The 18,179-nt window shown below is 66.9% G+C and carries 16 protein-coding genes; 8 read left to right on the top strand and 8 right to left on the bottom strand.

Going from position 1 to position 18,179, the window contains the following annotated elements; translation table 11 throughout:
* Positions 1-64 precede the first annotated feature (64 nt).
* Positions 65-1,276: a multidrug effflux MFS transporter gene (locus tag ATE59_RS14270; protein ID WP_231292860.1), complete on the top strand. Its 1,212-nt coding sequence runs from the start codon at positions 65-67 to the stop codon at positions 1,274-1,276.
* 57 nt (positions 1,277-1,333) lie between these two features.
* Here the strand turns inward: ATE59_RS14270 and ATE59_RS14265 are convergent, their stop codons facing one another.
* From ATE59_RS14265 to ATE59_RS14245, 5 genes are all read right to left on the bottom strand, one after another.
* Positions 1,334-2,872 carry an amino acid permease gene (locus ATE59_RS14265; RefSeq protein WP_058812995.1) on the bottom strand — a complete coding sequence of 513 codons (1,539 nt, stop codon included), beginning with the start codon at positions 2,870-2,872 and terminating at the stop codon, positions 1,334-1,336.
* 104 nt (positions 2,873-2,976) lie between these two features.
* Positions 2,977-5,106, bottom strand: a complete 2,130-nt coding sequence (gene pbpC / locus ATE59_RS14260) for a penicillin-binding protein 1C (RefSeq protein WP_058812993.1) — start codon at positions 5,104-5,106, stop codon at positions 2,977-2,979.
* A gap of 171 nt (positions 5,107-5,277) precedes the next feature.
* Positions 5,278-11,115, bottom strand: coding sequence for an alpha-2-macroglobulin family protein (locus ATE59_RS14255; protein WP_058812991.1), 5,838 nt, complete (start codon positions 11,113-11,115; stop codon positions 5,278-5,280).
* A 137-nt stretch (positions 11,116-11,252) separates the two neighbouring features.
* The gene (locus ATE59_RS14250; protein WP_058812989.1) at positions 11,253-11,630 is read right to left on the bottom strand and encodes a histidine triad nucleotide-binding protein; all 378 of its coding nucleotides are present in this window, start codon (positions 11,628-11,630) and stop codon (positions 11,253-11,255) included.
* 36 nt (positions 11,631-11,666) lie between these two features.
* On the bottom strand, positions 11,667-12,011 hold the full coding sequence (locus ATE59_RS14245; protein WP_058812987.1) for a phosphoribosyl-ATP diphosphatase: 345 nt from the start codon (positions 12,009-12,011) through the stop codon (positions 11,667-11,669).
* Between the two features lie 92 nt (positions 12,012-12,103).
* On the opposite strand from ATE59_RS14245, the gene ung reads away from it, so the two are divergent.
* The 5 genes from ung (at position 12,104) to ATE59_RS14220 (ending at position 14,906) form a co-directional block, all read left to right on the top strand.
* Positions 12,104-12,817, top strand: a complete 714-nt coding sequence (ung, locus tag ATE59_RS14240) for a uracil-DNA glycosylase (protein ID WP_058813053.1) — start codon at positions 12,104-12,106, stop codon at positions 12,815-12,817.
* On the top strand, positions 12,814-13,572 hold the full coding sequence (locus ATE59_RS14235; protein ID WP_003041054.1) for a sulfite exporter TauE/SafE family protein: 759 nt from the start codon (positions 12,814-12,816) through the stop codon (positions 13,570-13,572). The genes ung and ATE59_RS14235 overlap by 4 nt, the downstream gene beginning before the upstream one ends.
* Positions 13,569-14,033 (top strand): YaiI/YqxD family protein, encoded by a 465-nt coding sequence (locus tag ATE59_RS14230; RefSeq protein ID WP_058812985.1) that lies wholly within the window; start codon positions 13,569-13,571, stop codon positions 14,031-14,033. The genes ATE59_RS14235 and ATE59_RS14230 overlap by 4 nt, the downstream gene beginning before the upstream one ends.
* Before the next feature lie 48 nt (positions 14,034-14,081).
* Positions 14,082-14,414: a DUF962 domain-containing protein gene (locus ATE59_RS14225; protein ID WP_058812983.1), complete on the top strand. Its 333-nt coding sequence runs from the start codon at positions 14,082-14,084 to the stop codon at positions 14,412-14,414.
* 63 nt (positions 14,415-14,477) lie between these two features.
* Positions 14,478-14,906 carry an OsmC family protein gene (locus ATE59_RS14220; RefSeq protein WP_058812981.1) on the top strand — a complete coding sequence of 143 codons (429 nt, stop codon included), beginning with the start codon at positions 14,478-14,480 and terminating at the stop codon, positions 14,904-14,906.
* Between the two features lie 42 nt (positions 14,907-14,948).
* On the opposite strand, the gene ATE59_RS14215 is transcribed toward ATE59_RS14220, so the two are convergent.
* Complete coding sequence (locus tag ATE59_RS14215; RefSeq protein WP_003041043.1) at positions 14,949-15,407, bottom strand: glycine zipper 2TM domain-containing protein; 459 nt, start codon at positions 15,405-15,407, stop codon at positions 14,949-14,951.
* A 186-nt stretch (positions 15,408-15,593) separates the two neighbouring features.
* Here ATE59_RS14215 and ATE59_RS14210 point away from each other — a divergent pair, with 186 nt between their 5' ends.
* Positions 15,594-16,460 carry a TauD/TfdA dioxygenase family protein gene (locus ATE59_RS14210; protein ID WP_058812979.1) on the top strand — a complete coding sequence of 289 codons (867 nt, stop codon included), beginning with the start codon at positions 15,594-15,596 and terminating at the stop codon, positions 16,458-16,460.
* 31 nt (positions 16,461-16,491) lie between these two features.
* On the opposite strand, the gene arr is transcribed toward ATE59_RS14210, so the two are convergent.
* Together arr and ATE59_RS14200 are read right to left on the bottom strand one after the other, a co-directional pair.
* The gene (gene arr / locus ATE59_RS14205; protein WP_058812977.1) at positions 16,492-16,917 is read right to left on the bottom strand and encodes an NAD(+)--rifampin ADP-ribosyltransferase; all 426 of its coding nucleotides are present in this window, start codon (positions 16,915-16,917) and stop codon (positions 16,492-16,494) included.
* A 201-nt stretch (positions 16,918-17,118) separates the two neighbouring features.
* Positions 17,119-17,766: a hypothetical protein gene (locus ATE59_RS14200; RefSeq protein WP_156416800.1), complete on the bottom strand. Its 648-nt coding sequence runs from the start codon at positions 17,764-17,766 to the stop codon at positions 17,119-17,121.
* A 165-nt stretch (positions 17,767-17,931) separates the two neighbouring features.
* Here ATE59_RS14200 and ATE59_RS14195 point away from each other — a divergent pair, with 165 nt between their 5' ends.
* Positions 17,932-18,171, top strand: a complete 240-nt coding sequence (locus tag ATE59_RS14195; RefSeq protein ID WP_156416799.1) for a hypothetical protein — start codon at positions 17,932-17,934, stop codon at positions 18,169-18,171.
* Positions 18,172-18,179 lie beyond the last annotated feature (8 nt).

Genomic DNA, 18,179 nt, shown 5'->3' with positions numbered 1-18,179 from the left:
CGTGTCGGAGGCGCATAGGCCTTTCGCAATGCACAAAATGACCGAATCCGCCCCGCGGTCCCGCATGCCCGGCGACCGGGAAATGGTGTTCATGATGGCGATGGTCATGGCGCTCAATGCGCTCGCCATCGATTCGATGCTGCCCGCGCTCCCCGCGATTGGCGAGGGGCTGGGGGTCGCGGTCGCGAACGACCGGCAATATGTGATTTCGACCTATTTGCTCGGCATCGGCATCGGTTCGCTGTTCTACGGGCCGCTGTCCGATCGCTTCGGCCGCAAGGGTGTGCTTGTGCCCGCCCTGTTCGCCTATGTCGCCTTTTCGATCGGCTGCGGGCTGGCGAACAGCTTCCCGCTGCTGCTCGCGCTGCGCTTCGGGCACGGCATGATCAGCGCAGCGCTCGGCGTGATCGTCGTCGCGGTCATTCGCGACCTCTTTTCGGGCGACGCGATGGCGAAGCGGCTGTCGATGATCTTTCTGGTGTTCATGATCGTCCCCGCGATCGCGCCGACGATGGGCGCCGGCATCACGGCGGTCGCGAACTGGCGCGCGATTTTTATCGTGCTGGCGGTGATGGGCGTCGTGATGCTGCTCTGGCTGCGCCGCCTGCCCGAAACGCTGGATCCGGACGATATCCGGCCGCTCGATGCGCGCACGATGATCGCGGGCTGGGCGACGGTGACGCGGCACCGCCGGGCGGCGGGCTATATGATCGCGTCGGCGATGATGCAGGGCGCGCTTTACGGCTATCTCAACAGCAGCGAGCAGATCATCGCCGAGGTGTTCGGCGCGCAAAGTTGGTTTCCGCTCGTCTTTGCCTGCGTTGCCGCCGGTATCGCGATCGCCAATTTCTCGAATGCGGCGATTGTCGAGCGCTTCGGCGCGCGGCGCGTGTCGCAGAGCGCGGTCTTTGCCTTCATGGCGACCGCGACGGTGCAGATCGTCGTTGCGCTGAGCGGCGCCGAGACGCTGTGGATGTTCACTGCGCTGATGATGGTCAACGTGGGTCTGATCGGCTTCATCGGCAGCAATTTCGGATCGATCGCGATGGAGGATTTCGGCCATATGGCCGGGGTCGCCTCCTCCTATCAGAGCTTCTGCAAGACGCTCTTGGCCGCGGTGATGGGCGCGCTGATCGGGCAGCTTTATAACGGTACGACCCTGCCGCTTGCGTATGCCTTTCTGGTGTCGGGCATCGCCGGGCTGGCGCTGGTCTTCTGGGCCGAGCGCGGCAAGCTGTTCACGCGGCCTGGGACTGCCCCCAAAAGCCCTTATTGATCCAACCAAAAGAAAGGGGGCCGAAGCCCCCTTTCCCGTTAGCCTGTCGATGCCGCGTCAGTCGAACGACGGCGCCGGGGGCACCGGCGGCGGCGGCGCATCGGCGTCGTCCTCATGCACCTCGACGATCCCGCGGCCGACGTGGCTACGCGAACGGCTGTAGGCGAAATAGACCACCAGGCCTACCGCCGCCCAGATCAGGAAGAGATTGATGCTCTTCTGATCGAGGTTGTAGAAAAGATAGAGACAGCCTGCGATCGCGATCGGCGCCGTGACGTTGATGAACGGCGTGCGGAACGGCCGGTGGCGGCCCGGATCGGTGCGACGAATCACCATCACCGCGATCGACACCGCAGCGAAGGCGAAGAGCGTCCCCGAGTTCGAGATATTCGCCAGCTGTCCAACGGGGAAGAAGGCGGCGAACAGGGCCACTGCGATCCCGGTCAGGATCGTGATGACATGCGGCGTGTTGAACTTGGGATGGATCTTCGAGAAGGTGGCGGGCAACAGGCCGTCACGGCTCATCACGAAGAAGATGCGGGTCTGGCCGAACATCATCATCAGGATGACCGAGGGCAGCGCCAAGCCGGCGGCGAGGCCGATCAGATTGCCGATCTGGGGCCAGCCGATTTCACGCAGCGTCCAGGCGAGCGCTTCTTTCGAACAGACCACGGCCTGATCGCCGATCGCGCCGCACGCGGCGGCCAGTTCGCGGCTGCCGGGTTCGAGGGCATGTTTCGCAGCGGCGTCGATACCGACCGGCTGCGCGCCCACAGAGCCGATGACGCCGGCGGCGACGAGCAGATAGAAGACGGTGCAGATCGCAAGGCTGCCAATCAGGCCGATCGGCATGTTGCGCTGCGGATTCTTGGTCTCCTCGGCGGCGGTCGAGACCGCGTCGAAGCCGACATAGGCGAAGAAGATGGAGGCGGCCGCGGCGCCGATACCCCCGATGCCGAGCGGCGCGAAAGGCTCGAATTTCTCCATGTTCATCACGGGAACGGCGAGCGCGATGAACAGCGTCAGCGCCGCGACCTTGATGACGACCAGGATCGCATTGACCGTCGCGGATTCGCGCGTTCCGATTACCAGCAGGAAGGTGACGACACCCGCGATGAACATCGCCGGCAGATTGATCAGCCCGCCGTCGAACGGCCCGAGCACGAATTTGGCGGGTATGTCTATCCCGAAACTATGCTCGATCAGGCCGACGACATAGCCCGACCAGCCGACGGACACCGCGCCCGCGGCGACCGCATATTCGAGGATCAGCGCCCAGCCGACCATCCACGCGATGAGTTCGCCCATGACGGCATAGCTGTAGGTATAGGCCGATCCCGAAACGGGGACCATCGATGCCATTTCGGCATAGCAGAGTGCGGCGAAGGCGCAGACGAAACCGGCGATGACGAAGCTGACCATCATGCCCGGACCCGCCTTCTGCGCCGCCTCTGCGGTCAGGACGAAAATCCCGGTGCCGATGACGGCGCCGATGCCGAGCATGGTGAGCTGAAAGGCACCGAGCGTTCGGTGCAGCGACTTTTTCTCGGCCGTGGCCAAGATGGCGTCGAGCGGTTTGACGCGACCAAATATCATGCAAATATCCCCTTTGAGGCCCCGGACGGGCCCGTCTCCTGGCGGGGCAGACTAACCGCTCCTCGCGGCAGCGCAACTTAATTTCAGAGGTGTGACAGTCCGCTTTATCGCACGGTGAAGCGGACGCGGTCGATCATCCGTCCACCGGGGTCGACGAGGGTCAGGATATGGCTTCCGGGGCGCGGCAAAAGCTGTTGGCCCGCGTCGGCGTCGCCGAGCACCGCCTTGTCGAGCAGCAGGCGGTACCCCGCCACGTCGCCGCTGACGATCACCGCCATGCGCTGCCGATCGATCGGAATATCGGGATCGAGCGCATAGACGCTGCCGCTGACCGGGCTGGTGATGCGCGGGCGGCGCGCGGCGGCCGGGGCGGCCGCCATTTCGCTTTGCGCGGTGCCGCGCAGAAAATATTCGCGTCGCGGCGGTTCGCGCGTGCCGGGAAGGCTGATCCGCCGCGCCTCCACATTGCTCGGCATCGCCAGCGGTTTGCCCGGCCGGCCCGCGTGGAGCGCGAGCATCACGTCGCGCCAGACCGGCGCCGCGCCCGACGTGCCCGACACCGCGCGCATCGAATCGCCCTCGAGATTGCCGACCCAGACGGCCACCGTGTAGCGATCCGAAAAGCCGATACACCAATTGTCGCGCATCCCCTTCGACGTGCCGGTCTTTGCCGCGGCCCAGAAGGGAAGACGCAGCGCGCTGTCGGCGCCGAAGGCATCGGTGCGCGCCGACGCGTCGGCCAATATGTCGCCGACGATGAAGGCGGCACCGGGGTTGACGATCTGGCGTTCCTCGCCGCGCGGTTCTCCCATGATGAAGTGGACGGGCGACCAGCGGCCGAGATTGGCAAGGGTGCGAAAGGCGTTCGCCTGTTCGACAAGGCTGACTTCCGCCGAGCCGAGGGCAAGGCTGAAGCCATAATATTCGCCGTCCTCGACCAGCCCGTGATAGCCGAGCGCCCAGAGCCGGTCGCGAAATTCCTGCACATCGTCGATGACGAGCGTGCGCACGGCGGGGACGTTGAGCGACGAGGCGAGCGCGCTGCGCACGCTGACCGGTCCCTTGAAGCTGTGATCGTAATTTTTGGGAACATAGAGGCCCGAGGCGGTGTCGAGCTGAACCGGACTGTCGTCGAGGATCGAAGCGGCGGTCAGCCAGCCATGCTCGATCACCTGCGCATAGAGATGTGGCTTCAGGGTCGAACCTGCCTGCCGCCGCGCATTGGCGCCGTCGACCTGCGCCGCGGTGGACTTAAGGCCGACGCCGCCGACATAGGCGAGCACCTCGCCGGTGGCATTGTCGAGGACGACGACCGCGCCGTCGCGGACGCGATCGGGACCGAGCCCGGCGAGCTGGCGGCGCATCGCGACGGTCGCGGCGGTCTGGACGTCGCGGTCGATGGTCGAGGTCACGCGCTTGCCCGGTTTGTCGAGCAGGCGCACCGCGAGGTGCGGTGCGAGCGCCGGGTCGGAACGCGCGGCGCGCTCGCCCGAGGTCAGCACGCCTGCCGCCGCGCGGATCGCGCCGCAATCGGCGGCATGCGCGATGCGGCAGGCGCGTGCGCCGAGCGCGTCGGGACTTGCCGCCGGATTGGGGAGCAGGCCAGCGAACAAAGCGGCGTCGGTTCGGTTCATGTCGGCCGGACGCTTGCCGAACAGATTTTCGGCACCAGCACCGATGCCCTGAATTTCGCCGCGGAGCGGGACGAGGTTAAGGTAAGCTTCGAGCATCTGGTCGTGCGTCCAATGCGCCGCGAGTTCCTGTCCCGCGCGCATCTGGCGCAGCTTGGCGAGCCAGCCGCGCTGGCCGGGCTGCGCGAGTTCGGGCGCCAGAAAGGCCGCAAGCTGCATCGGCAACGTCGAGGCCCCACGCGAGCGTCCGCCGGTCCAGCGGGCGCGTACGGCACTCGCCATCGCCAGCCAGTCGACCCCGGCATGTGACCAGAAGCGCTTGTCCTCCGCCGTGACCACCGTGCCGCGCACCGCCGGGCTGATGTCCTTCAGCGGTGCCCAGGCAAGGCGGCGGCGCTCGAAATTGACGCGTTCGCTGTCGAGCAATCGCCCCTCACGGTCGTAAAGCCATGCTTCGCTCGGCTTCCATGCAGCGCGCACCGCATCATAGTCTGGCATCGCTGGCGGGCGCGTGACCAGATGCGCGGCGGTGGCGAGGACGAGCGCGGCGAGCGCCACCCACGCCAGCATATCGAACCAGCGGCGGCTCGGGGTTGTCGTCATCGATCGAAACGCCTGAAAAATCCTCCCCGTGCCAAGGGCATGGGGAGGGGGACCATCCGAAGGATGGTGGAGGGGCCGCAAGGGTGCGTCAAAAGCCCCTCCGTCAGCGCTGCGCGCTGCCACCGCCCCATCGCTGCGCGACAGGGAGGAACATGTTGGGCTGCAGACCCATCACTGCGCCGCGGCCGCGACCGTCATCGTACCGTTCGGCCATTGGCCGCGGATTGCGGGCGAATACATCGCCTCGACGCGCGTTGGGGGCAGGGTGAAGCGGCCCGAGCCGTTGAGGCGCAGGACATATTCCACCGCATGGGTGCCGGCGGGCATCCAGCCATAATAGCCGCGCCAGCTGTCGCGGCCCCGCTCGACATAGCTCGGCTGCCAGTTCGACCCGGTTGCTTGGGCACCGAGCATCTCGGACTGTCCGCCCAGATTGCCGACGATCGTCGCGCCGGGCGGGACCGGATCGTTGACGACGACCCAGGTGCGGCCCGCACTTGCGACGATTTCGATCCGTACCTTGATCACGTCGCCGCGGGCCAGCCGGTCCTTGTTCGCCGCCTTGACGATGCTGACCGACCGCTTGATCCGGTAGCCGGCGTCGAGCGGCTCCTTGAGCGGGACGGCCGCACGCACGCTGACGGTGGCCCACGGATTGCCGGTGCCTTCCTGCTTCAGGCTCATCGCGCCGCTGACCAGCGGAAGGCTGAGCGGCGCGGCGTCGGCGGGAAGCGGCCAGCTCTGCGCCGCACTGCCGCCGCCGAGCGCGATACGGGTCACGCCGGTGATTGCGCTTGCCGGATAGAGCTCGGCGAAGCGGCGCACCGCAATGGCGCCCCAGGCATTGGCAGGCGTCGTATCCCAATGGCCGCGCCGCTGGCGCTGTGCGACGCCGACCATCATCTTGCCCGCATCCTCTTCCCAGCCCTTGCGGCTGAGCACGGCTTCGAGCGCCTTGATCGCCATTTCATCGCCGCTGGTCATCATCCACCACGGCGCCTTCGCATCGTCGACGAGGTCGAGCCGCGTGCCTTCGTAGACAAGCCGCTTGTGCAGTTCGGCTTCGGCCGCGGTGCGCAGCGCGGCGGCGCCGCGGACCCCCGGCGTCCGTTCGATCGCGACGAGCCAGTCGGCAAGCGTGCCGGTCGCCATATCGACGGGCTTGACGTCGATCGCGGCGACGAGCTGCGCGCTCGAGGCATTGTTGCGGGCCAGCGCGGCCAGCGCGGCGATGCGGACCGGGCGCAGATCATAGGGACCGTAGCCGCGGCGCGTCAGCCGTCCTTCGACGACCGCCTGCAGCGCCTTGATCATCCGTGCCTTGGGCTCTTCGGGGATCGCAAAGCCGTTCGCCGCGGTCACCGCCATGACATAGGCGGTAAGCTCGGCCGAACCTTCGAGCCGGTCATTCGGCCAATAGCGCAGCAGCCCATCCTTATCGAGATAGGTGGGCAGGGCGCCTGCCAGCGCCTGCCAGCGACCGAGGTCGCCGAGCGCGATCGCACGCGAGGTCGATTGTTCGAAGCAATTATAGGGATAGATCGCCATATAATCGCGCACTCCGGCGAGCGGCGGTGCGAGCGTTCCCGCGAGTGCGACATCGACATAGCCGCCGGGCAAAGCGCCCGCGGGCACGCCGATCGGCAGGCTGCTGGTCGGGCCGACGCGAACAAGGCTGGCGGCCCAGGTTTCGATCGGTACCGCCGGTTCGACCTGTTGGTCGAAGACGAGCCGGTCGCGCTTCTTGCCATTTTTCGACACCGCTTCGACCGTCCATTGCAGCGGGCCGGGCTGGGCGGGCGCGGTCATCGACCAGCTGATTGGCACCGCACCGCCCGCCGGGATCATGACGGTGAGCGGCGGCGCGGTCGCGATTGCGGGCGACAGCGTGGCATTGGCGACCACCTCCATCGGTTGATCGGTGCCGTTGCGCAGCGTGAACCGCGCATCATAGGTGTCGCCGGTGCGGACAAGGTCGGGCAGGCCCGCAAAGACGCCCAGATCCTGAACGGTGCGGACGCTCGTTTCGCCGGTGCCGAAATATTGGGCGCCGTCGGTCGCGATCGCGACGAGGCGGAAGGCCGAAAGATTGTCGGAAAGCGGCACGTCGACGACGGCGCGGCCCTTGCTGTCGAGCGCGACATGGCCCTTCCACAGCAGCACGGGACGAAAATCCTCGCGCGTCAGGCCGCTGAGGTCGCCGCCCCCGCCGCCACCGGGCGCCAGCGCCTTGCGGCCATAATGACGCTTGCCGACGACCTGCATCTGCGCGGTCGAGGTGAGCACGTCGAGCGGGCGTTCGCCCATCATCGCATCGAGGAGTTCCCAGCTCTTGTTCGGCGAAAGCTGGAGCAGCGCTTCATCGACCGCGGCAAAGGCGACGTCGGCGCCCGCCGCGGGTTTGCCGTTCGGGGTGCGCACCTCGATCGCGACCTTGGCATTGTCGCGGATCGCATATTTTGCCTTGTCCGCCTTGACCTTGACGTCGAGCTGATGTCCTTCCCAGCCGACCTTGATGCGCGCGATGCCGAGGCGATAGCTCGGCTTGGCGAGATCGACGAGCGCGGTCGGCGGCGCGCCTTCGCTATTCTCGATCTTGAAGCCGACGGCGCGCTTCATCTTGCGAAACCAGCTTTCGCCGCCGGTTACGCGGCCGCGCACCGCCATCACCGAAACATAAACGTCGGGTGCATAGGTCGCGGGTAGCTTGACCTTCACGACCGGGTCGGTGCCCTTCAGCGGCACGACGAAGCTCGACAGCACGCCTTCGCGTTCGACGGTGACGAGACCAGTGGCCTCGCGGAAGGGCATGCGGACCTGGAAGACCGCCGTGTCGCCAGCGGCATAGCGCGGCTTTTCGGCGATCACGTCCATGCGGTCGCCATTGTCGCCGCCGAACCACCAATCGTCATCGCCCGCGAGCCAGACCGAGCGGACCGCGCGCGCTTCGTTGCCATCGGCATCGACCGTGGTTGCGACCACCGTCACCTCGCCCGACACGCCGGGCGCCATTGCGCAACTCGCCCGGCCGAGCTTGTCGGTCGTTGCGGTGCAACTGGTGCCGAGCCGGGTCGTGCGCATCTGGTTGTCATAGGCATAGAAGCCGCCGATCAGGCGCCGCCGCGCGGTCAGTATCTCGCGATTGTAGAGCGCGACCTGGATGCGCTGGCCCGAGATCGGCTTGCCGTCGAGATCGAGCGCAATGAATTTGAGCCGCAGGTCGTTGTCGCGCATCAGCCAGCCGTCGGTCTTGAGCCCGAGGCGCACCGCCGAGGGGTAGAGCATGATGCCGCGGCGGCTGGTCAGCGTTTCGCCATTGGCATCCTCATAGTCCATCTCGACCGCCATCTGCGTCGGTTCGACGATCGGCTGATCGACGGTGATGCTGGTCTGCGCGCTGCCGTTGGCATCGAGCACGAGCGGCGTCGAGCGCGCGAGCGGCATGTCGGGTTCGGGTTCGTCCCCGCTGTCGTCGAGCTGGACGATGCCCTCCTTCACCGGCTTGCCGTCGAAATCCCAGTCGCGATAGTCTTCGGGCGGTGACCAGCGCGGGGTGAAATCGGTGCGGATCTCGATCGGCAGATTGGCCGCCGGGCCGCCCGACAAATAGCCGACGAACAGCGACAACGGCACCTGCGTCGGCCGTACCGACGCGGTCTTGGGGCCGGTGATCGCGGCCTTCATCGTCGGCAGGCGATATTCGTCGACGCGGATCGATTCGGACGACCAGATCGTCTTTTCCTCGCCCTTCTTGTCCTTGGTGACGAAGACGAGGTCGTAATCGCCCATCGGCGCCGATGCGGGCACATTCCAGACATTTTCGCCGCTGCCGTTGGCGTCGATCGCGAAAGGCATGTCGAATTCGGTGTCCGAACCGCGATGGACGAGGCGCAGCTTGCCCGTCATCGCCGCGGGGATGGCGAAGCCCTGGCCGACCTGGCGGCGCAGGACATGCTTCATGTTGACGGTTTCGCCGGCCTTGACCAGCGAGCGGTCGAACAGGGTGTGCAACAGATCGTCGCGTTCGGACCAGCCATAGGGCAGGTCGAAATCATAGGGACGGATGCCGTCGCCCCAATCGGTCAGCGTGAAGCTGTAATCGTCGCCCGATCGCGCCGACACCATCAGCGCATGACCTTCGCTGTTCGCGGGGTCGGCATCCTCTTCGCAGCTCGAATAGGTTTCGGGCTCGGGCAGGCCGGTGGGGAAGGCGAGCCGGCCGGCCTTGTCGGCGGTGCCGCGCGCGAGCAGGCGCCCGGTGCAACTGTCGGTGATCCGGACATCGGCGCCGCCCACGGGCAAGCCGGTGTCGAGCGCGGTCACCCAGGCGAGCGAGGATTCGCGGCCCCATTTGAAATGCACCGCCATGTTGGTGACGAGCGCAGCGGTTGCGACATAGCGGGTCGCCTTGCGCCCTAGCAGTGCGGCGCCGAGTTCGGGGCTGGCGATTTCGACGACGTGAAAGCCCTTTTCGGCGAGCGGGATACCGACGACCTCGAACTCCTTGCCACCACCCGGCGGGGTCAGTTGCAGGTCGCGCCGCTCGCCGCCTGCGGGCGCGCCATCGAATACCGACGTCGTGCCGGTATAATTGACGCTGATATCCTCGCCCTTCGCGTTCTTCTCATCGCGAAAGTCGGTCTTGCCGGCATCCTCGACGCGCTTCAGCCAGCGCGCGACCGCGGCGTCGTCATCGCCGACGCGCAGGGTCGCAGCGGGCATCTTGATCCCGCGCTGGACCAACGACGCCTCCACGCCGCGCACGGTAACCGGCAGGACGCCGCCCTCGCTTGCCTCCAATATGCCGAAGTCGGCCGCGAACTTGACCAGCGGCGGAGCGCGGTCGATGTGGAATTTCAGCGGAAAGTTCGACTGATTCTGCAGCGCACGGCCGCTCTGGTCGCGAATGTCGGCGGGCAGCACGATCGTCGCGTCGACATTCTGTGGCAGCGGCCCCGCAAAGCGCACCTGCGTCAGCCAGGCATCGTTCTTGTCGTCGTCGCTCGCTTTGGGCGTCAGCTGTTTGCCGTCAGAGGTCTTCAGCGTCGCGGCGAGCGCGGCCGCGCGTGCGACCGGGGCGGCGAAGCTCAGCACGACATCCTTGATCGGGTTGCAGCCCGCTTGCGGATTGACGCGGCTGCATGCCATCTTGGCGGTGAAGGCGGGGCGCACATCATAGTCGAAGCGCTGATCGCGGCCGGCGGTTCGGCTCGGCGCACCAAGCTGGGCGATGCGGGCATCCCAGACGAGCGCCATTTCGCGGCCGGGGGGCAGCGGACGGCGGCATTTGACCGGGACGATCCGGTCTAGCATCGCTTCGCGATCGGCGCCTGCTGCGGGCAGCCGCAGCGGCAGGCCGGCATCGTAGCTGAACTGCTGTCGCCGCCAGTCGCCGTCGCCGACGCCGGTCAGGATTTCGGTGGTCGTTTCGCGCGGCAGCACGTCGAGCGGAATCTTCTCTCCGATGCCATCGACGGCGCAATAGCCATAGCGGCCCACCGAGGCGCGATCGGCCGCGACGTTGGTGGCGACGAGGAATATCTGGTCTTCCTCGATCCCGTCATAGCGGTCGCCCGACAGGACGGCGCGCGCCGACGGACCGCCGGTGTCGATCTCGAACCGGTCGTTGCCGACGACGCTGACGCCGCGCGCCGTGCGCAGGTCGGCGCGCAGTTCGAGATGGCAGCTGACACCGCCGGGGAGCGATTTGGCAAATTCCAGAACCCAGGTGCGCGTATCGACCCAGCGTCCGGTCGACGGCACTTTGCAGTCGTTCGTCGCGGGTGCCTTGGCGCGCGGATCGCCGAGCGGCACCATGTCTTCGGAAAAGCGCAGGGTGAAGCGGCTGATCGTGCCGTCGCCGTTTCCGGCGCTGCCCGGCGTGGCGAGCGTGACCTGCGGGACGGTGTCGCCGCCAGCGGCCGCAAGCGCGACCGCGACGGGCACGATGAGCGCGAATCGCATCTTGCCGGCCAGCCGGTTCGCCAGCCCACGCCATCCCGTCGTCATCGAGTCGTCTCCCCGTCTGGACCCGCCATTATCCTGCTGGAAACAGGTGCAACTGTCCAGCATGCCCCGCGTACCGGTCCCGCCTAGCCGGAGGGCGGGGCATCGCTGTGACATGGGTCACAGCAGCATGGGAAAACTCAGCGCGCGAGCATCGGGCCGAGCCACTGACCGCCGAAAATATGGACGTGGAGATGCGGCACTTCCTGCCCGCCATGGCCGCCGATGTTGGCGAGCAGGCGGTAGCCGGGTTCGACGAGCTGCTGGTCGCGCGCAACTTTGCCGACGGCGCGGATGAAACCCGCGATTTCGGCATCGCTGGCGCGCGCCGAGAAATCGTCCCAACTGACATAGGCGCCCTTGGGGATCACGAGGATGTGGAGCGGCGCCTGCGGATTGATGTCGTGAAAGGCGAAGGCGAATTCGTCTTCATAGACGGGTTTCGACGGCAGGTCGCCGCGCAGGATTCGCGCGAAGATATTATTCTCGTCATAGGGCAGGGTGGCGTCGATGGGCATGGGGACTCCTGGGCTCGTACCGTTTGGGGCTTACAGCTATTGCGCGCGCGCGGCCTTTTCGGCGTGGCCCGAAATGCCGTGGCGGCGGGCGAGTTCGGCGGCAACCGCATCCCAGCCGATGCCGCGCTCGGCCAGCAGGACGGTCAGGTGAAAGACGAGGTCGGCGGCCTCGCCGGTCAGCGCCGCATCATCTTCGGTCAGTGCCGCGATCACCGTTTCGGTCGCTTCTTCGCCAAGCTTCTGCGCAATCTTTCCGCGCCCCTTGGCGGCGAGGCTGGCGACGTAGGAGGTTCCGGCGTCGCCCGCGGCGAGGCGGGAGCGCACCACGGCCTCGAGCAATGTCAAGGCATCGCCGATCGCGTCATCCCGTTCCTGCGTCATTCGCCCACTCCTCCGGCGCCTTGCCCGTTGCAGACCGCCTAGCGACGGAATGGGCGCTGGACAAGGCGGCGCGGCTCTGGTCAAGCGCCCGCATGGCCGATGTCAAATTGCATCCCAACTGGCTCGCGCGCATCGGCGGCGAGTTCGACCAGCCCTATATGGCGCAGCTCAGGGCCTTTCTGGGCGAACAGCGGGCGAAGGGGAAGACAATCTTTCCCCGCCCCCGCGACTGGTTTGCGGCACTCGACGCGACGCCGCCGCAGGATGTCCGCGTCGTCATTCTGGGTCAGGATCCCTATCATGGACCCGGACAGGCGCACGGGCTGTGTTTTTCTGTCCAGCCGGGCGTGCGCACGCCGCCCAGCCTCGTCAACATCTACAAGGAAATGGCGAGCGACCTCGGCATCCCGCCGGCGCGGCACGGATATCTGAAGCATTGGGCCGAACAAGGCGTGTTACTGCTCAACAACGTGCTGACGGTCGAAAGCGGGCAGGCGGCGTCGCATCAGGGCAAGGGGTGGGAGAAGTTCACCGACGCCGCAGTCGCGGCGGTCGCTGCCGACCCCGCGCCCAAGGTCTTCATCCTGTGGGGCAGCCATGCGCAGCGCAAGGCTGCGAACGTACCGGGACTGGGCGCCGACGGCCCGCACCTGATCCTGCGCGCGCCGCACCCGTCGCCCTTGTCCGCGCATAACGGCTTTTTCGGGTCGCGGCCGTTCAGCCAGGCGAATGCCTTTCTGGAGGCGCACGGCCGGGGCGCGATAGACTGGCGGCTGCCCGACCCGGTCGACCCGCCGGCCGCATGAGCATCCTCGCCGATCCGCTGACGCTCGCGGTGCTGATCGTCGCGGTCATCCTGCTCGGCATGGCGAAGGGCGGGCTGGCCGGGGTCGGCGCGCTCGCAACACCGCTGGCGGCGCTGGTGCTGCCGCCGGCCACCGCGGCGGCTTTGTTGCTGCCGATCCTGATCGTGCAGGACGTCATCAGCGTATGGTCGTTTCGCAAGACGTGGGACGGCTGGGTCATCGGCTGGATGCTCCCCGGTGCGGCGGCGGGCGTTGCGGCCGGATATTATTATGCCGACCGCGTCGATGAGGCGCAGTTGATGGCGGCGCTCGGTGCGATCACGCTCGCCTTTGGCCTCTATCGCCTGTGGGTCGAACGCGGCGGACGCATCGTCGCGGCGTCGCGCTCGCCGGGCTGGGTGGGGACACTGTTCGGCGGGCTGATGGGGTTCACCAGCCAGATCGCGCATGCCGGCGGCCCGCCGTTCCAGATGTGGGTGACGCCGCGCAAGCTGCCGCACCTCAGCTTTATCGGGACCAGCGCCATCCTGTTCGCGATCGTCAACTGGATGAAGGTTCCCGCCTATCTGGCGCTCGGCGCTTTCCCGCACGAGGTGATCGTCGCGGCCCTGCTCCTGATGCCGCTGGCGATCGTCGCGACGCTGCTGACGGTGCGCTGGCTGAAGCGGATCGACGGCGCGCGCTTCTATGTGATCATCTACGGGTTGATGGTCTTGTTGGGTGCGAAGCTGTTGTGGGACGGGATCGCCGGATGAGCGGGGCGCCGACGATCCTGGTCGACGCCGACGCCTGCCCGGTGAAGGACGAAATCTACCGCGTCGCCTGGCGCCACGAAGTCCCGGTGAAGGTCGTCAGCAACAGCCGTCTGCGCGTCCCCGACCACCCGCTGATCGAGCGGATAACCGTGTCCGACGGTTTCGATGCTGCCGACGACTGGATCGCGGCGGCGGCCGATGCGCTCAGCATCGTCGTCACGGCCGATATCTTGCTCGCCGACCGCGCGCTCAAGGCGGGGGCGACCGTGTTGGCGCCGAATGGCAAGCCCTTCACTACAGCCTCGATCGGACCGGCAATCGCGACGCGCGCGATCATGGCCGACCTGCGCGCCGGCATGGGCGCCGGGATCGGCGGGCCGCCGCCCTTTTCGAAGGCCGACCGGTCGCAATTCCTGCAAGCGCTCGACGCTGCACTCGTCCGGTTGAACCGCGCGGGGTAGGGCGTTGCCGGGCTTGACCCGCACCGCGACCGTGCGCATCGTGCCGTCATGGCGCGCACCTACAGCAGTTTTGCCGAATTCTGGCCCTTCTACCTAAGCGAGCATAGCAAGCCGCGTACGCGGGCGCTCCACTATGTGGGGACATCGCTCGTCGTGCTGCTGGCGGTAGCCGCGCTTGCGACCGGGCGCTGGTGGTTGTTCGCTGCGCTTCCTGTCGCGGGCTATGCCTTTGCCTGGGCGGCGCATTTCGGGGTCGAGAAGAATCGTCCCGCGACCTTTACCTATCCCTTGTGGAGCCTCGCCGCCGATTTTCGCATGTGGGCGCTGTGGCTGACCGGCCGGCTGGGCAGCGAACTCGACAAGGCCGGTGTTGCCCGCTGATCCGGAACCATCGCGGCGCTGCGGGCTTCCTGCAAAGAGAGAGCCATCAGAAGGAGCAAAGCGATGACGGTCAACAGCGGTTCGGCGCGGTACGAAGGGTTCGGCAAGGACGGCAAGGGGCATATCTGGACGGCGCGCGGCGCGCTCGATGCGCAGCCCTATGGCTTTGCTTCGCGCTTCGAGGACGGGCCCGGCACCAATCCCGAAGAGCTGATCGCGGCGGCGCATGCGTCCTGCTTTACCATGGCGCTGTCCTTCGCACTGGCACGGGCAGGGTTCAGCGATGGACAGATCGATACCAAGGTCGATGTAACGCTCGACAAGGATGGCGACGGCTTCACGGTGACCAAATCGGCACTGACGCTGACGGCGCGGGTGTCGGGGATCGAGGCAGACCGCTTCGCTGCGATCGCCGCCGATGCGAAGGCCAATTGCCCGATTTCGAAGCTTTTGAACTGCGAAATCACGCTCGAACACACGCTCGAGAATTGAGGCAGTGCGCCGGGCCGGCACAGGCCGGCCCGGCGGAGACGCTTAGCGGCAGCGCACGTCGTCCTTCTTGCTGCCGCGGTCGATCGCATTGCCCGCGACCGCCCCGCCGATGGCGCCGATCACCGTGCCCAGCGTCTTCGAATCGCCCGGCGCGATGACGTTGCCCAGGACGCCGCCCGCGATCCCGCCGACGATCAGCCCGGTGGTGCCGTCGGAGCGGCGGCAATAATATTTGCCGTCGCGGCCGCGATAGATGCGATCGCCGTCGGACATGCGGCGTTCGCGGTAGCGGCGGTCGTTGCGGTAATAATTGTCGGCGTAGTAGCCGCCGTAGCGCGGATCGGGGTTGTTCCAGTCGTAGCGGCCGTAGCGGTCGTGATAGCTGTTGTCGTAATAGCCGTAGCCGCCGTCGTCATAGCCATAGCTGCCGGTCGAGGCGCAGCCCGCAAGCGCGGTCGCCGCGGCGATGGGGGCGAGGGTGAGCATCGTTGCTTTTTTCATATCGTCTCTCCTGACCTGTCGGGGGAAAGGCCGGGGGAGCGGCCGGGTGGAGTGCAGGTCTTCCGCCCTACAAGACCCGCGAACGCCGCCTGTGGTTCCGTCGCGGGCCGGAGCGCCTGCCTTGACTCGGCGGCGGCGAAGGCGCCTATTCGCCGCCGAAAACAGGAACGGTTGGAGAGAGATGCCATGAACGTCGCCGCGTCGCCGCGCAGTTTTGCCCGCCTGAAAGTCATGCCGATGACCCCGTCGATCGGCGCCGAGATCGGCGGGATCGACCTGTCGGCCGAGCAGGATGACGAGACCATCGCCGAAATCCGCGCCGCGCTGCTGGCGCACAAGGTGATCTTCTTTCGCGACCAGTTCATCACCGCCCAGCAGCATATCGCCTTTGCCCGCCGCTTCGGGACGCTGGAAATCCACCCTGCAACGCCGAAGGACCAGCCCGATCCCGAAGTGCTGCACATCGCCCACGGCCCCAATTCGAAGGGGCAGGAGAATGCGTGGCATTCGGACGTCACCTGGCGCGCCGAACCGTCGCTGGGGTCGATCCTGCGCGCGGTCGAGGTTCCCCCGGTCGGCGGCGACACGCTGTTCGCCGACATGGGCGCCGCCTTTCGCGGCCTGTCGCCGGCGATGCAGGACTGGTGCCGCAGCCTGACCGCGGTCCACGACATCGCGCGCGTCTTTGCCCGCCGACTGGGCAAGCGGCCCGAGGAACTGCACGACAAATATCCGCCGCAGCGCCACCCGGTCGTGCGTACCCACCCCGAAACCGGCGAGCAGGCGCTCTATGTCAACACCGCCTTCACCAGCCAAATCGAGGGGCTGAGCGAGAAGGAGAGCGATTGGCTGCTGGCGCATCTCTATGCGCAGGCGGCCATCCCCGAATATCAGTGCCGCTTTCGCTGGGAGGCGGGATCGATCGCCTTTTGGGACAATCGCGCCGGCCAGCATTATGCGGCGTCTGACTATTTCCCCGCGGTGCGCCGGATGGAGCGGGTGACGATCGCCGGCGACCGGCCCTTCTACACGGACGAGCGCCGGGGCAGCTGATCCCGGCGGCGCCGCGGCCCCGCCCGCCCGGTCAGTCGATGATCATATCCTTCCCCTCGGCCTTCAGCCGGGCGAGGCCGTCCTTCATCGCCTGCAGCACCTCGGGCGGGTGCGGGGTCCAGCTTTCGACTTCGCCGACGATGCGCAGCGGCGCGCGGCTGCGGTAGCTGCGCGTCGGGTTGCCGGGAAATTTCTTGTCGGTGAGATTGGGATCGTCGAACCAGTCGCCGGTCGGCGCGACGATATAGATGCGCTCGCGCCCGTCACCCGCGGCAAGCTCGCACCCCCAGATCGCCGATTCGAGCGCGGCGGAGAAATAGATCCACGAGAGCGGTTTTTCCGTGTCGTAATTGCTGGTCCAGCCCGCGGCGAGCAGATCGCCGACGGCAAGGTCGGCGCGGGTGCCGTGATAGAAGGTTGCGCCCGCATCGGGGCCGGTGGCGGTGGTGTCGGTCATTCTGTCTTGCTGTGCCTTAGAGCCTCATGCGTTAAATGCGCATCATCTCCAAATCCGTTTGTGCTGAGCTTGTCGAAGCACCGTCCTTCTTCTTGCGGCGTTAAAAGAAAGAATGGCCCTTCGACAAGCTCAGGGCAAACGGCTTATATTAATGGCTCGCCGCTCTAACTTGTCAAACTTGTCACCTCGGGGCCCATGAAATCAGTCACTTGGTTCCGCGCCGTCGCCGTCCTCGGCAGCGGGGCCGGGCAGGCGCAGCGGCGGAGCAGGCGGCGGGGTGGGCTGCGGGTCGGTGGGCGCGCCGATCTGCGCGAGCGCCTCGGCCAGTCGAGCCTCGGCGGGGTCGCCATGGGCGGGCGCGGCGCCGCGGCCCGCATCGCCCGAACCGGCGGCGGCAAAACGACGGGGGTCGTGCGCGCGCATCAGGAACATTGCGAGCCGTTCGGGATATTCGCGCCGCTCGCCCACCTGTTCGCCCTTGTAGAATATGGGGACGGGCACGCCGTGAACCGCGCGCGCCAGCGCGGCGTCGACCAGCCGCCGCATCCCGCAATCGATCGCGGCATCCCACGCATGGCGGAACGCATGGGCATCGGGGCGGCGGCGGAGATTATAGGCCGACGTCGCCGACAACCCGACGCTCGCCGCCGCTTCGGTCACGCAGGCCGTTGCAGCGAGCGCCTCGATAAATTTGCGCTGGCGGTCGGGGGTCCAGCCGGTGCTGCGCCGGCGCTGAAGCTGCGCGGGGGTGAAGGCGGACAGCGCGGCGATCAGGCTTTGCGGCGCCGGGCCTTGCAAGGCCGGATCACGCGGCGGCGCGGGGCGAGCAGGGGATTTGGGTTGGGTCATCGAACAGGATGAACCATGGCGGGGCAATGTAGGAAAGGGGTTTTTGCGGGGGCCGCGGACTGGCGGCTTTTTCGGCCATTGGACGACATTTTGCCGCCGCTCTGGTAAAAGCCCCTATCGCGCCAACGGCATCGGCCGCGCGACGAGGGTGGGGGGAGAGGCGGGATGATGGAGAGTTTCGGGGCACTGGTCGGCTGGGACCATCATGACGCGGGCGACCGCATCATGCTCCGGCTGGAAAGTGTGCAATCTTCGGAAGCGGCAAAGGCGCACGATCCCGACCTGTTCCGGATATTGATGACCAAACAGCAAGCGGCGATTCTGGGCCAATATCTGCTGCGCATTTCCGGCCAGTCGCCGGTCGTTCGCCGAAAGCGGGGCTGGTTTCGTCGCTACTTCGGGTGACGGCGTGT

It is taken from the genome of Sphingopyxis sp. A083 (assembly GCF_001468495.1).
Classification (GTDB): Bacteria; Pseudomonadota; Alphaproteobacteria; order Sphingomonadales; family Sphingomonadaceae; genus Sphingopyxis; species Sphingopyxis terrae.
The sequence above is the reverse complement of the archived record's forward strand: the minus strand, read 5'-3'. Positions and strand labels throughout refer to the sequence as shown.